Below are 14,550 nucleotides of genomic sequence, written 5' to 3'. Positions count from 1 at the left end.
GGACGCAGGAGTATAAATAATGAAAACCGCTTACATCGCAAAACAACGCCAGATCAGTTTCGTTAAATCCCATTTTTCCCGCCAGCTGGAAGATAAACTTGGGCTAATTGAAGTCCAGGCGCCGATTCTAAGCCGCGTGGGTGACGGGACCCAGGATAACTTGTCTGGATGCGAAAAAGCGGTACAGGTGAAAGTGAAAACACTGCCAGACGCCCAGTTCGAAGTGGTTCATTCACTGGCGAAGTGGAAGCGTCAAACCCTGGGGCAACACGACTTCAGCGCGGGCGAAGGGCTCTACACGCACATGAAAGCCCTTCGCCCCGATGAAGACCGCCTCACCCCAATTCACTCTGTCTATGTTGACCAGTGGGACTGGGAGCGCGTAATGGGTGACGGTGAGCGCCACGTCGGCACGCTGAAATCCACCGTTGAGGCGATCTACGCCGGGATCAAAGCGACCGAAGCAGCCGTAAGCAAAGAGTTTGGTCTGGTACCGTTCCTGCCGGATACGATCCACTTTGTGCACAGCCAGGAATTGCTGGCCCGCTTCCCGGATCTGGATGCCAAAGGCCGTGAACGTGCGATTGCTAAAGAGCTGGGCGCGGTATTTCTGATTGGGATCGGCGGCAAACTGTCTGATGGCAAACGCCACGACGTTCGCGCGCCGGATTATGATGACTGGAGCACTGCGGGTGAGGGCGAGTTTGCCGGGCTGAACGGCGATATTCTGGTCTGGAACCCGGTACTGGAAGACGCATTCGAGCTTTCTTCTATGGGGATCCGCGTGGATGCTGACGCGCTGAAGCGCCAACTGGCGGTCACCGGAGATGAAGATCGTCTCAAGCTCGAGTGGCACCAGGCGCTGCTGCGCGGTGAAATGCCGCAGACGATTGGCGGCGGTATCGGCCAGTCCCGTCTGACCATGCTGTTGCTGCAATTACCCCATATCGGTCAGGTTCAGTGTGGCGTCTGGCCGCAGCAGGTACGTGAAAGCGTCGGCTCTCTTCTGTAATTAACGCTGCCAGCGTCTGAGCAGGCGGCTACGCAGCCCGGTATCAAAGCGCCAGATATGATCGAAGATGCGCATGATGCCGGGTTTTCCATGGGCGGACATCGCCACCGCATGAAAACGGTGCTGATGCACCCGCTGTAATTCCTTCACCTTATTCACCACGTCATCCGGCAGCCGCTGGGCAATAAAATCGGAAATCACCACCGCGTCGGCGTCGTACCAGTCGCCGCCCTGCATACGCTCCACAATGCTGCGAAAGCAGCTGGCCAAATCCGTGCCGCCGCGAAAACGCTGGCTCAGGAAGCGGATTGCCTGCTCGATCCCCTGCTGGTTCGTCAGCTCATAGCCCACGACTTCGCTGGAGAACAGCATGATGAAGCAGCGACGGCGATCGGCGAGCGCCACGCGCATCAGCGCCAGACAGAACGCTTTTGCACACTGTTCGTTAAAACCACCCATCGATCCGGACGTATCCACGCAAACGATGAAGGGCCCGCGCGGCTGTTCATCAAAATCCTGATGAACGACCGGCCGCTGGCTGATTTTCTCTCGCCAGGCTTCGCCGTGCAGCCGGTAGGTGAGGAGCTGTTTTTCTACCAGCCGACGGTAAAACTCATACTCCAGCTCGGTCATCCCCAACGTGCTCAGCTCCGTGGGCAGAAGACGCAAAATATCATCGCTCTGCTGGAGCCCGTCGACCTGCTCCGGTACGGTGGCCGGTTCACGTACCAGGGTGCGGAAGGTTTCCATCGGGGCGTCTTTCTTAGGAACCGACTTTGCTTCCCTTGAGCGTCCCAGCTGTTCTGCAAGCTTCATCAGCTCGGGCTGCTGCGTCAGAAAATCGCCGTATTTGACGATCAGCTGATAGTCCCCGCGCCTGAGCTGGCCTGCGCTCATATCCCAGAGACGCCCAGCGGCGTTTTCATTCTCCACCAGCACCTGTTCTAACTGGCCGCTCAGGGTCATTCGTTCCTGAACTTCACTGAGCAGCTGTTCGCGCTCTTCATCCAGCAGCTGCTGGTTTAGCGTCGTGGCCTGCACCACCAGGCTGAGGCGCCAGCGCTGTAAGAAGAGGGTGTGCAGTGCCGGGGTAAAAGTGGCGTTATCCGTGACCAGCCCCCGGGCCTGGCTGGCAAACGGGGAGTGGACCTTGTCGAGCAACGTCAGGGTTTGCGGAAGCTGAACGATAAACTGCGGCGTGGAGAGCCGCTGGCACTGCTGATAACAGGCCACCTCTTCCGTTAACTCAGGCGGAACTTCGGTCTCCCTGAATCGCTGACGCAAATTTTCGCGCCAGCGCGGAAGATCGTCCGTCATCGCCTTTTTGAGCTTCGGAAATTTTTCAAAGAAGGCTGCCAGCTGCGGTGACGCCAGAAGTGTTATGACCACCTCTTCGATCAACCCCTCCTCGCTGACGGCCAGCATAACGTTAAGCGTGTCCAGGGTTAGCATTGACGCGCCTGTTTGATCTGCGCGCTGACATCCTGCAGGCTGGCTTCGATGCGACCTAACCAGTCGCTATGAATAAAGAGGCATTTTTGCTGTTCGCTAAAGCGGGTGTGCTGCTGGTGCCATTCCGTATCCAGCGCTTCCAGCTGCTGCTTAATCTCTTCCGGTACGCTGTCCGAGGCGGTGCCCGGCAGCGCCAGACGCGATCCCTGCAGGCTGACGTCGCGGATCACCAGATGCTGGCTGCTGTCCACTTCCATATTCAGCGGTTGCGCGAAGCCGATGCCGTTGAGCTTGCCGCGGATCTCTCCCCCCTTATCCAGCCACTGCGCCAGCGCCTCGCGCTCAATCGTAATGTGTACCACCTGCATATCATGCAGCTTGAGCGGCTGCTGGAGCAGCAGCGTGAGCGTTGCGCCGGTCAGATCCGCGGGAAGCTCATAGTGCGGCTTGCGGGCAAACATGCCTCCAAGGCGATTCACTTTCAGCGCGGTTTTATCACTTTGCTGCTGCTGGAGCTGGATGCGCCGCTGGGCAATCGCCCCCAGCTGGTTGAGCATCGCCTGCTGCCCCCAGGCGTGTCCGGTCATCAAAACGTCAAGCTGCTGCTGCATCAGATTCATGCCTTCCGCGTCGTGCCAGAGGCAATCTTTCAGCAGGATCAGATCGATGGGGGCAACGGCATCGCGGCCGCTAAACAGGGCGCTGGCCTGCAGGAGGCGGATCGCTTTTTTCCAGCGACGATCGGAGACATAGGGTGCCGAAGGGAGGAGATCAAGCTGCTGACGCAGCAGATAGATCAGCTCGAATACGGCATCAGGCAGTTTGATTTTGCTGATATCCTGCTGCCACTGGTAATACTCCTCATCCGTCACCTGCAGCGAAGCGGATACCGGGTTTTCACTCTCATCCTGCTGGCTCACCAGCATGGAGCGGAAGTTTGATTTGTCCTGCACTTTGTCCAGCCACAGGCGGATGAGCATACGGTCATACAGCGCTTCCAGACTGCTGTCGGCCTCGGGCAGTTCGTTAGAGGCGGCCACCAGCAGGCGCATCGGGATTTTCTCTTCACTGGCGCCGTTGCGGAACCGACGTTCGTTTATCGCCGTGAGCAGGGTGTTAAGAATGGCCGGTCCCGCTTTCCAGATCTCATCGAGAAAGACAATCTCAGCCTCAGGCAGATACCCCGCCGTCAAACGCTCATAGCGCCCTTCATCTTTCAGCGCCTGAATAGAGAGGGGGCCAAACACTTCTTCCGGGGTGGAAAAGCGGGTCATGAGATATTCGAAGGCGCGGGCATTCTGAAAAGCAAATTTTAGCCTGCGGGCAATCAGGCTTTTGGCAATGCCCGGCGGTCCCAGCAAAAACACGCTTTCACCGCTCAGCGCCGCCAGTAAACAGAGGCGAATGGCGTGGCTACGCTCGAAAAGGCCTTTCTCCAGCGCGCTGCTGAGGCGGGAAATTCTTTCTGCTAATAAATGTGAGTGAGCCATAATAGTTTTGCATCCTTTCGCCGTCGTGGCGGCCAATTGAAGCGAGTATAGACGTTTCAGTCAGGGCTGGTAATAGACTGAAGTGCGGCGCAATTTTCTTTGCGCTACATTAATGCGGTTGCATTTAGGGGTACGATTTTGCAATGAATCGTGCATACTGTGCGCTTTTTGTGGGCCAAGGGACCAGGAACACATTTGTTATTTAAACGAAAAGACTAGTCTATGAGCACTGATAATAAGCAATCATTACCCGCAATAACGCTTGCGGCGATCGGGGTTGTCTACGGTGATATCGGCACCAGCCCGCTTTATACGCTTCGTGAATGTCTGTCCGGCCAGTTTGGCTTTGGTGTTGAACGCGATGCCGTGTTTGGCTTCCTGTCCCTCATTTTCTGGCTGCTGATCCTGGTGGTTTCCGTTAAGTATCTCTCCTTCGTTATGCGTGCTGATAACGCAGGTGAAGGCGGGATCCTGACCCTGATGTCTCTTGCCGGGCGCAATACCTCGGCCAGAATGACCTCAGTGCTGGTCATTATCGGCCTGATTGGCGGCAGTTTCTTCTACGGAGAGGTGGTTATCACGCCCGCTATTTCGGTGCTGTCGGCGATAGAGGGGCTGGAGATTATCGCTCCACAACTCGATTCATGGGTGGTTCCGCTGGCCATTATTGTCCTGACGCTGCTGTTCATGATCCAGAAGCACGGTACCGGGCTGGTGGGCAAACTGTTTGCACCAATTATGCTGGCCTGGTTCCTGATCCTGGCGGCGCTTGGTTTGCGCAGCATTATCGCGAACCCGGAAGTGCTGCAGGCGCTGAACCCCTACTGGGCCGTGCATTTCTTCCTCGAATACAAAGTGGTTTCCTTTGTGGCGCTGGGTGCCGTGGTGCTCTCCATCACCGGTGTGGAAGCGCTGTATGCTGATATGGGTCACTTCGGGAAACTGCCTATCCGCGTGGCATGGTTTATTGTGGTGCTCCCGTCGCTGGTGCTGAACTACTTTGGTCAGGGGGCGCTGCTGCTTAAAAACCCGGAAGCGATCAAGAACCCGTTCTTCCTGCTGGCGCCTGACTGGGCGCTGGTACCGATGCTGATCCTGGCGACGCTGGCGACCGTCATTGCCTCTCAGGCGGTGATTTCCGGCGTGTTTTCTCTGACGCGTCAGGCCGTGCGTCTGGGTTATCTGTCACCGATGCGCATCATCCATACCTCAGAGATGGAGTCGGGTCAGATCTACATCCCGTTCATTAACTGGCTGCTCTATTTCGCAGTGGTCATTGTTATCGTCAGCTTCGAGCACTCCAGTAACCTGGCGGCGGCGTACGGTATTGCGGTAACCGGTACGATGGTGCTGACATCGCTTCTCTCCACCACGGTGGCCTACCGAAACTGGCACTGGAATAAATTCCTCGTGGCGATGATTCTGGTGGGCTTCCTGTGTATTGACGTGCCGCTGTTCTCTGCGAACCTCGACAAGATTGTCTCCGGCGGCTGGCTGCCGCTGACGCTGGGTCTGGTGATGTTCATTGTCATGACCACCTGGAAAAGCGAGCGTTTCCGCCTGCTGCGCCGCATGCACGAGCACGGGAATTCTCTGGAGGCGATGATCGCTTCTCTGGAGAAATCTCCGCCGGTCCGCGTGCCGGGTACCGCGGTATACATGTCTCGCGCGCTGAATGTTATTCCGTTCGCGCTGATGCATAACCTCAAGCACAACAAAGTGCTGCACGAGCGCGTGATCCTGCTGACGCTGCGCACCGAAGATGCGCCGTATGTTCACAATGTGCGTCGCGTGCAAATCGAGCAACTGTCGCCGACCTTCTGGCGCGTGGTGGCAAGCTACGGCTGGCGTGAAACGCCAAACGTGGAAGAGGTGTTCCACCGCTGCGGCCTGGAAGGGCTGAGCTGCCGGATGATGGAGACGTCGTTCTTTATGTCGCACGAGTCGCTGATTATCGGCAAGCGCCCGTGGTATCTGCGCCTGCGCGGCAAGCTATACCTCATCCTGCAGCGTAATGCCCTGCGTGCGCCTGACCAGTTTGAGATCCCGCCTAACCGCGTGATTGAGCTGGGAACGCAGGTCGAGATTTAAGTCTTTGTGCGGCCTGATGCCCTCACCCCGGCCTCTCCCACAGGGAGAGGGCGCAAACATAAAAAACGGTAACCAGGGGGTTACCGTTTTGCATTTACCTCCACGCCATTTCACTTAGCGAAACGTTTCGACGTCGATCACAAATCTGTTACGTCATGATGGTTTTCTGAACATTTCTGGGGCTACACTACTTTTAGCGAAACGTTTCGCTAGTGGAGCAAGAAAATGAAGAAAGGCACTGTACTCAACTCAGAAATCTCATCGGTTATTTCCCGTCTTGGGCATACCGATACGCTGGTGGTTTGCGATGCAGGCTTACCGGTTCCGCGCAGCACAACCCGTATCGATATGGCGTTAACGCAGGGCGTACCTTCGTTTATGCAGGTACTGGACGTGGTGACCGCGGAGATGCAGGTTGAGGCGGTCATTCTCGCGGCGGAAATCAAACAACATAATCCGCAACTCCACGAAACGTTGCTCAGCCACCTTGAGCAGCTGCAACAACACCAGGGAAATACCATAGAAATTCGTTACACAACGCACGAACAATTCAAACAACAAACCGCAGACAGTCAGGCGGTGATTCGCAGCGGGGAGTGTTCCCCGTATGCGAATATCATTCTCTGTGCTGGCGTCACCTTCTGAGGCCATCATGGACGCATTACTGCAACTTAAAGGGATCGATAAGTCGTTCCCGGGCGTAAAAGCCCTCTCCGGCGCGGCGCTGAACGTCTACCCCGGGCGCGTCATGGCGCTGGTGGGCGAAAACGGCGCCGGCAAATCCACCATGATGAAAGTGCTGACCGGTATCTATCAACGCGATGCCGGTTCGCTCCTTTGGTTGGGTAAAGAGACCACCTTCAATGGCCCGAAATCCTCTCAGGAAGCGGGCATCGGTATTATTCACCAGGAGCTGAACCTCATCCCGCAGCTCACCATTGCGGAAAACATCTTCCTCGGCCGCGAGTTTGTTAACCGGTTCGGCAAAATCGACTGGAAAACCATGTATGCCGAAGCGGACAAGCTGCTGGCGAAGCTGAACCTGCGCTTTAAGAGCGACCGTCTGGTCGGCGATCTCTCCATTGGCGATCAGCAGATGGTGGAAATCGCGAAGGTGCTGAGCTTTGAGTCGAAGGTCATCATTATGGATGAACCGACCGACGCCCTGACCGATACCGAAACCGAATCCCTGTTCCGCGTTATCCGCGAGCTGAAATCGCAGGGGCGCGGGATTGTCTATATCTCTCACCGTATGAAAGAGATCTTCGAAATCTGCGATGACGTCACCGTTTTCCGCGACGGGCAGTTTATTGCCGAGCGCGAAGTGGCGACGCTGACCGAAGATACGCTCATCGAAATGATGGTGGGACGTAAGCTGGAAGATCAGTATCCGCATCTGGATAAAGCGCCGGGTGAGATCCGCCTGAAGGTGGACAACCTCTGCGGCCCGGGCGTGAACGACGTGACCTTTACCCTGCGCCAGGGCGAGATCCTGGGCGTAGCGGGCCTGATGGGAGCGGGACGTACCGAACTGATGAAAGTGTTGTACGGCGCACTGCCGCGAACCAGCGGTTATGTCACCCTCGACGGCCATGAAGTGGTCACCCGCTCTCCGCAGGATGGTCTGGCGAACGGCATCGTCTATATCTCCGAAGACCGCAAACGCGACGGCCTGGTGCTGGGGATGTCGGTAAAAGAGAACATGTCCCTGACCGCGCTGCGCTATTTCAGCCACAGCGGTGGCAGCCTGAAGCATAAAGACGAGCAGCAGGCGGTGAGCGATTTTATCCGCCTCTTTAACGTCAAAACCCCGTCGATGGAGCAGGCGATTGGCCTGTTGTCCGGCGGGAATCAGCAGAAAGTGGCGATTGCGCGCGGGCTGATGACGCGTCCGAAAGTGTTGATCCTCGACGAGCCAACCCGCGGCGTAGACGTGGGCGCGAAGAAAGAGATCTATCAGCTGATTAACCAGTTTAAGGCCGACGGTCTGAGCATCATTCTGGTCTCTTCCGAGATGCCAGAAGTATTAGGCATGAGCGATCGCATTATCGTCATGCATGAAGGGCATCTCGGCGGTGAATTCACTCGCGAGCAGGCCACCCAGGAAGTTCTGATGGCTGCCGCTGTGGGCAAGCTTAATCGCGTGAATCAGGAGTAAGAAGATGACTACCCAGGCTGTTTCTGGTCGCCGCTATTTCACAAAGGCGTGGCTGATGGAGCAAAAATCGCTGATTGCCCTGCTGGTGCTGATCGCGATTGTGTCGACCATGAGCCCGAATTTCTTCACCGTTAATAACCTGTTCAATATTCTGCAGCAGACGTCGGTGAACGCCATTATGGCGGTCGGCATGACGCTGGTGATTCTGACCTCAGGTATCGATCTGTCCGTCGGTTCCCTGCTGGCGCTCACCGGCGCGATCGCCGCTTCGATTGTCGGCATTGAAGTCAACGCGCTGGTGGCCGTGGCCGCTGCCCTGGCGGCAGGTGCGGCGATAGGCGCCGTCACCGGCGTGATTGTGGCAAAAGGCCGCGTTCAGGCGTTCATCGCCACGCTGGTGATGATGCTGCTGCTGCGCGGGGTGACCATGGTTTATACCAACGGCAGCCCGGTCAATACCGGCTTTACCGATAACGCCGATCTGTTTGGCTGGTTCGGTATCGGTCGCCCGCTGGGGGTCCCGACCCCGGTATGGATCATGGCTATCGTCTTCCTGGCGGCGTGGTACATGCTGCATCACACTCGTCTGGGCCGTTATATCTATGCGCTGGGTGGTAACGAAGCGGCAACGCGCCTGTCCGGTATCAGCGTTAATAAAGTCAAAATTATCGTTTACTCCCTGTGCGGTCTGCTGGCGTCACTGGCAGGCATTATCGAAGTGGCGCGCCTCTCCTCCGCGCAGCCAACGGCGGGTACGGGGTATGAGCTGGATGCCATTGCGGCAGTGGTTCTGGGCGGTACGAGTCTTGCGGGCGGTAAAGGTCGCATTGTTGGGACATTGATCGGCGCACTGATCCTCGGTTTCCTGAATAATGGTTTGAATTTGTTAGGTGTTTCCTCCTATTACCAGATGATCGTTAAGGCAGTGGTGATTTTGCTGGCGGTACTGGTAGACAACAAAAAACAGTAACTGACGACACTACAGGACATCTTAGATATGAACATGAAAAAACTGGCTACCCTGGTTTCTGCTGTCGCGCTGAGCGCAACCGTAAGTGCTAACGCCATGGCGAAAGACACCATCGCGCTGGTTGTCTCTACCCTGAACAACCCGTTCTTCGTCTCTCTGAAGGATGGCGCGCAGAAAGAAGCGGACAAACTGGGCTACAACCTGGTGGTTCTGGATTCACAGAACAACCCGGCGAAAGAGCTGGCTAACGTTCAGGACTTAACCGTTCGCGGCACCAAAATTCTGCTGATCAACCCAACCGATTCTGATGCCGTAGGCAACGCCGTGAAGATGGCAAACCAGGCGAAGATCCCGGTAATCACCCTGGACCGTCAGGCAACCAAAGGCGAAGTGGTGAGCCATATTGCGTCTGATAACGTGCTGGGCGGCAAAATCGCCGGTGATTACATCGCGAAGAAAGCCGGCGAAGGCGCGAAAGTCATCGAACTGCAGGGGATTGCCGGTACGTCTGCCGCCCGCGAGCGTGGCGAAGGCTTCCAGCAGGCGGTTGCAGCGCATAAATTCAACGTACTGGCGAGCCAGCCGGCAGACTTCGACCGTACTAAGGGTCTGAACGTCATGCAGAACCTGCTGACCGCGCACCCTGACGTGCAGGCAGTATTCGCGCAGAACGACGAAATGGCGCTGGGCGCGCTGCGTGCCCTGCAGACCGCTGGTAAATCTGATGTGATGGTTGTCGGATTTGACGGCACGCCGGATGGTGAAAAAGCAGTAAACGATGGCAAACTGGCTGCGACCATCGCTCAGCTGCCTGAGCAGATTGGCGCCACTGGCGTTGAAACTGCCGACAAAGTGCTGAAGGGCGAAAAAGTTCAGGCCAAATACCCGGTTGACCTGAAGCTGGTCATCAAGCAGTAAAGGCGAATCAGGCCGTCACGGCGGCCTGAGGGACACCAATAAAGAAAAGTGTGGCATACGCCACCGGGTAACACCGGTGGCGCTCTCTGATGGACAATCCAACCATGAAAACCGCAGGTAACCTCGTCGTCCTTGGCAGTATCAATGCCGATCACATTCTTAACCTTGAATCGTTCCCGACACCGGGCGAAACCGTCACGGGTAACCAGTATCAGGTGGCATTTGGCGGTAAAGGTGCAAACCAGGCCGTTGCTGCCGGTCGCAGCGGGGCAAATATTGCGTTTATCGCCTGCACGGGTGATGACGATACCGGCGAGCGCGTACGCAAGCAGCTGGCGAGCGACAATATCGATATCGCACCGGTCAGCGTTGTTGCAGGGGAATCTACCGGCGTGGCGCTGATTTTCGTCAACGCAGAAGGTGAGAATGTCATCGGTATTCATGCTGGCGCTAACGCGGCGCTGACGACGGAACGCGTAGAAGCGCAACGTGCACTCATCGGCGGAGCGGAAGCCCTGCTGATGCAGCTGGAGTCGCCGGTTGAAAGCGTGCTGGCCGCCGCCAAAATTGCGCATGAAAATCATACCACTGTCGTACTTAATCCGGCCCCTGCCCGTGTATTATCTGACGAGCTGCTGGCGCTGGTGGACATCATCACGCCGAACGAAACCGAAGCCGAAAAGCTGACGGGCATTCGCGTTGAAAACGATGATGATGCCGCGCGAGCCGCGCGTGCGCTGCACGACAAAGGCATCGGAACAGTGATCATCACCCTGGGTAGCCGTGGGGTGTGGGCATGCGTCAATGGCGAAGGCCGCCGCGTGCCGGGCTTTAAGGTCAAAGCGATTGATACCATCGCAGCGGGAGACACCTTCAATGGTGCACTGGTGACCGCGCTGCTGGAAGGCATGAGAATGGATGACGCTATCCGCTTCGCACACGCTGCCGCCGCGATTGCGGTGACGCGCAAGGGCGCCCAGCCTTCCGTTCCGTGGCGTAAAGAGATCGATGAATTCTTAAGTCAGCAGGGGTAACGCTTGGCCACAATGAAAGATGTCGCCCGCATGGCGGGCGTTTCTACCTCGACGGTCTCTCACGTTATAAACAACGATCGCTTCGTCAGCGAGGCGATTCGGGAGAAAGTCGAAGCGGCGGTAAAAGATCTCAACTATGCGCCGTCTGCGCTGGCGCGCAGCCTTAAGCTCAACCAGACGCGCACCATCGGTATGCTGATCACCGCGAGTACCAACCCCTTTTATTCAGAACTGGTTCGCGGCGTGGAGCGCAGCTGCTTCGAGCGTGGCTACAGCCTGGTGCTGTGCAATACCGAAGGTGACGAGCAGCGCATGAATCGTAACCTGGAAACGCTGATGCAAAAACGCGTCGACGGGCTACTGCTGCTTTGTACCGAAACGCACCAGCCGTCGAAAGAGATCATCCAGCGCTACCCCTCCATTCCCACGGTGATGATGGACTGGGCACCGTTCGACGGCACCAGCGATCTTATTCAGGATAACTCCCTGCTGGGGGGCGATATGGCCACCCAGTATCTGATCGATAAAGGCTATACCCGCATCGCCTGTATTACCGGCCCGCTGGACAAAACCCCGGCGCGTTTGCGTCTGGAAGGGTATCTCGCCGCAATGGCGCGGGCAGGACTTTCAGTGCCGGAAGGGTACCGTATTACCGGCGATTTTGAGTTTCACGGTGGTTTTGAAGCGATGCAGACGCTGCTGGCGCAGCCGCAGCGTCCGCAGGCTGTTTTTATCGGCAACGATGCCATGGCGTTTGGCGCCTATCAGGCGTTATATCAGGCCGGTTTGCGTGTTCCCCACGATATGGCGGTAATCGGCTACGATGATATCGAGCTGGCCAGCTATATGACGCCGCCGCTCACCACCATTCATCAGCCAAAAGATGAGCTGGGCGAGCTGGCCATCGATGTGTTGATCCACCGAATGGCTCAGCCCACGCTGCAGCAGCAACGCCTGCAGCTTACTCCTGTTCTGATGGAACGGGGTTCGGTTTAGCTTTCGCCTTATGGCGTTCTTTAATCAGGTTACGGCCATCTTTCGGTTTTAACAGCATAAAGACCAGCGCTGAAACGACGGTGAGTGCGCCCATGGTGATAAAGGTATAGTGGAACTGCTCGACGGTGTTTGCGCTGTCGAAACCTTCATAAAACCGCAGTACCGCCGCGCTCACGGCCACACCCAGACTGATGGACAACTGCTGGGTTACTGCCAGCACGCTGTTGCCGCTGCTGGCGTTCTCGTCGGTCAAATCCGCAAGGGTGATGGTGTTCATTGAGGTGAACTGCGTCGACATCGCCATGCCCAGCACAAATAGCGGCAGGATCAGCATCCAGACGGGTAACGCGGCGGACTGCAGCGAGAACTGCGCAATCATCAGACCGATAAAGACCGTCACACCAACCAGCGTCTTGCGATAGCCAAACCAGCGTAGCACCTGCGTCACGGTCGATTTTGCCAGAATCGAGCCCATTGCGGTGGGCGCCATCATGCAGCCGGCAATCAGGGCCGGGTAGCCGAAACCCACCTGCAGCATCAGTGGCATCAGGAACGGTACGCAGCCCGTCCCCAGACGCGAGGCAATGTTTCCCGCGATCCCGACGGAAAAGGTTCGGGTGTTGAAGAGCCCAAGAGAGATTAACGGCGTCGGATGACGGCGCGCGTGACGTATATAAAGAAGGAACAGCAGCACGCCGGCGAGGATAACGGAGAGCGCCATCCACGTCGCGACGATCTTCTCGCCAACCAGCTCCATCCCGCTGGAGAAGAGTACCAGGCTCAGGCCAAACAGGAAAAAGCCACCCATGTCGAAGCTGCGTCTTGGCGTGGTGAAGTTCGGCATATATTTACGGGCATACAGCAGCCCCGCAACGCCAATCGGAATATTAATCAGGAAGATCCAGTGCCAGCTTGCCCAGGTGACAAACACGCCACCGAGTACCGGGCCAAGTATCGGGCCGACCAGTCCCGGCATGGTGACAAAGTTGAGCACGGGAAGCAGTTCGCTTCGAGGGTAGGCTCGTAATAAAGCAAGGCGCGCCACGGGCATCATCATCGCGCCGCCAATGCCCTGTAATACGCGGAAGATAACCAGCTCCGTTAAGGACGAGGAGAGCGCACAGGCCAGCGAACCGAGCGTAAAGAGCGTTACGGCCAGCATGAAAACTCTACGGGTACCGAAGCGGTCGGCCAGCCAGCCGCTAACCGGAATTAACATTGCAACCGTCAGGGTGTAGCTGATGATGGCGGACTGCATCGCCAGCGGGGAGCGGTTAAGGCTTTGCGCAATAGCGGGAAGCGCGGTGTTGAGGATGGTGGCATCCAGTGCCTGCATAAAAAACGCCATGGCTGCAATCCACGGCAATCCGGCCATGCTGCGCGCTTTTTTCTTTGTCATTTATTTACCTGCTGGTGGGTTGGCGCAGCCAGTAATGCCTGGCACGCACTCAGGGCTCGCTGCCCGTCGCTTTCCTGAATGGCATCCACTATCGCCTGATGCAATTCCAGTTTTACCACGTCGTTTTGTGTAATAGAGGTAAAGTAGGTGTGATACACCGAATGAAATAATGAGGCAAACGAGGTGAGGAACGGATTGGCGCTCATCATATAGATATGTTCATGCCAGGCCATATCGACCTCAACCCAGCGTTCGCGGTTGAAGTGTTTTTTCAGGAACACCATCTCTTCCATCAACGCGTTAAGCTGCGCTTTCTGCTCTGCTGTGCCAAGCGTGGCGGCAAGCAGACATGCCTGAGGTTCAAGGCTGCTGCGCATCACCAGAAAGTGATCGACGACCTGATGAAAGTTGTCTTCCGTCATCCACCAGGAGAGCAGCTCCTGATCGAGAAAATTCCAGTTACTCTGTGGCATCACGCGTGTGCCAATACGAGGACGTGGAAGCACCATACCTTTTGCCGTCAGGGTTTTCACCGCTTCGCGCACTGCGGTACGGCTCACCCCAAACTGCTCACCCAGCTCCATTTCACCCGGCAGGATGCTGCCCGGGGCATATTTACCCGCTAAGATCCGCTGAGCCAGCTTTTCTGCCAGCACATACGACAGGTTTTTTTGGGCGGCCAGCTGTTGTGCGCTTAATGGCATCGCTTTTATTCCTTAAAGATTCATGCTGATAATTATGCCACCTCGAATGTGATTGTGGTTGCAGATACATCAAATAGAACAATTTGTAGCTTGATTTCACCTCTGCTGGTGAAAAAAAACACGGATAGAAACTTTTTTTAAATTTCCTCTTGTCACGCCGGAATAACTCCCTATAATGCGCCTCCACTGACACGGAACAACGGCACACACGCCGCCGGGTCAGCAGAGAGTAGCGAAAATAAACGCTTGACTCTGAAGCGGGAAAGCGTAATATGCACACCCCGCGCCGCAGCGAAAACGAAGCGGCACTGCTCTTTAACAATTTA

Annotated in this window: 12 protein-coding genes; 8 read left to right on the top strand and 4 right to left on the bottom strand. The window is 56.4% G+C overall.

The annotated features are described in order from the left end of the window. Positions 1 to 19: 19 nt before the first annotated feature. Positions 20 to 1,012: an aspartate--ammonia ligase gene (asnA, locus tag OTG14_RS15645; protein WP_024907892.1), complete on the top strand. Its 993-nt coding sequence runs from the start codon at positions 20 to 22 to the stop codon at positions 1,010 to 1,012. Here asnA and viaA read toward each other — a convergent pair whose 3' ends face one another. Both viaA and ravA read right to left on the bottom strand, forming a co-directional pair. After that, the gene (gene viaA / locus OTG14_RS15640) at positions 1,013 to 2,464 is read right to left on the bottom strand and encodes an ATPase RavA stimulator ViaA (protein WP_032648593.1); all 1,452 of its coding nucleotides are present in this window, start codon (positions 2,462 to 2,464) and stop codon (positions 1,013 to 1,015) included. Next, the gene (gene ravA / locus OTG14_RS15635) at positions 2,458 to 3,954 is read right to left on the bottom strand and encodes an ATPase RavA (RefSeq protein WP_061716269.1); all 1,497 of its coding nucleotides are present in this window, start codon (positions 3,952 to 3,954) and stop codon (positions 2,458 to 2,460) included. The genes viaA and ravA overlap by 7 nt, the downstream gene beginning before the upstream one ends. Positions 3,955 to 4,176: 222 nt before the next feature. Between ravA and kup the strand changes: the two genes are divergently transcribed. The 7 genes from kup to rbsR all read left to right on the top strand — a co-directional run bounded on the left by kup (position 4,177) and on the right by rbsR (position 12,121). Continuing rightward, complete coding sequence (gene kup, locus OTG14_RS15630; RefSeq protein WP_024907895.1) at positions 4,177 to 6,045, top strand: low affinity potassium transporter Kup; 1,869 nt, start codon at positions 4,177 to 4,179, stop codon at positions 6,043 to 6,045. A 225-nt stretch (positions 6,046 to 6,270) separates the two neighbouring features. Next, positions 6,271 to 6,690, top strand: a complete 420-nt coding sequence (gene rbsD, locus OTG14_RS15625) for a D-ribose pyranase (protein ID WP_024907896.1) — start codon at positions 6,271 to 6,273, stop codon at positions 6,688 to 6,690. A 7-nt stretch (positions 6,691 to 6,697) separates the two neighbouring features. Next, positions 6,698 to 8,203 (top strand): ribose ABC transporter ATP-binding protein RbsA, encoded by a 1,506-nt coding sequence (gene rbsA / locus OTG14_RS15620; protein WP_024907897.1) that lies wholly within the window; start codon positions 6,698 to 6,700, stop codon positions 8,201 to 8,203. A gap of 4 nt (positions 8,204 to 8,207) precedes the next feature. Next, positions 8,208 to 9,173: a ribose ABC transporter permease gene (gene rbsC, locus OTG14_RS15615; RefSeq protein ID WP_006808742.1), complete on the top strand. Its 966-nt coding sequence runs from the start codon at positions 8,208 to 8,210 to the stop codon at positions 9,171 to 9,173. Positions 9,174 to 9,200: 27 nt separating this feature from the next. Then, positions 9,201 to 10,091 (top strand): ribose ABC transporter substrate-binding protein RbsB, encoded by an 891-nt coding sequence (rbsB, locus tag OTG14_RS15610; RefSeq protein ID WP_010426610.1) that lies wholly within the window; start codon positions 9,201 to 9,203, stop codon positions 10,089 to 10,091. A 104-nt stretch (positions 10,092 to 10,195) separates the two neighbouring features. Then, positions 10,196 to 11,125, top strand: coding sequence for a ribokinase (gene rbsK, locus OTG14_RS15605; protein ID WP_267215426.1), 930 nt, complete (start codon positions 10,196 to 10,198; stop codon positions 11,123 to 11,125). A gap of 3 nt (positions 11,126 to 11,128) precedes the next feature. Beyond that, entirely contained in the window at positions 11,129 to 12,121 is a 993-nt protein-coding gene (gene rbsR / locus OTG14_RS15600; protein WP_075201549.1) for a ribose operon transcriptional repressor RbsR, read from the top strand. Here the strand turns inward: rbsR and mdtD are convergent. Next, positions 12,087 to 13,520 carry a multidrug transporter subunit MdtD gene (mdtD, locus tag OTG14_RS15595; RefSeq protein WP_032648599.1) on the bottom strand — a complete coding sequence of 478 codons (1,434 nt, stop codon included), beginning with the start codon at positions 13,518 to 13,520 and terminating at the stop codon, positions 12,087 to 12,089. The genes rbsR and mdtD overlap by 35 nt on opposite strands. Next, positions 13,517 to 14,224, bottom strand: a complete 708-nt coding sequence (locus OTG14_RS15590) for a FadR/GntR family transcriptional regulator (RefSeq protein ID WP_024907901.1) — start codon at positions 14,222 to 14,224, stop codon at positions 13,517 to 13,519. The genes mdtD and OTG14_RS15590 overlap by 4 nt, the downstream gene beginning before the upstream one ends. Positions 14,225 to 14,550: the final 326 nt, after the last annotated feature.

It is taken from the genome of Enterobacter pseudoroggenkampii (assembly GCF_026420145.1).
Classification (GTDB): Bacteria; Pseudomonadota; Gammaproteobacteria; order Enterobacterales; family Enterobacteriaceae; genus Enterobacter; species Enterobacter pseudoroggenkampii.
This window is presented reverse-complemented; position numbering and strand designations above follow the sequence as displayed.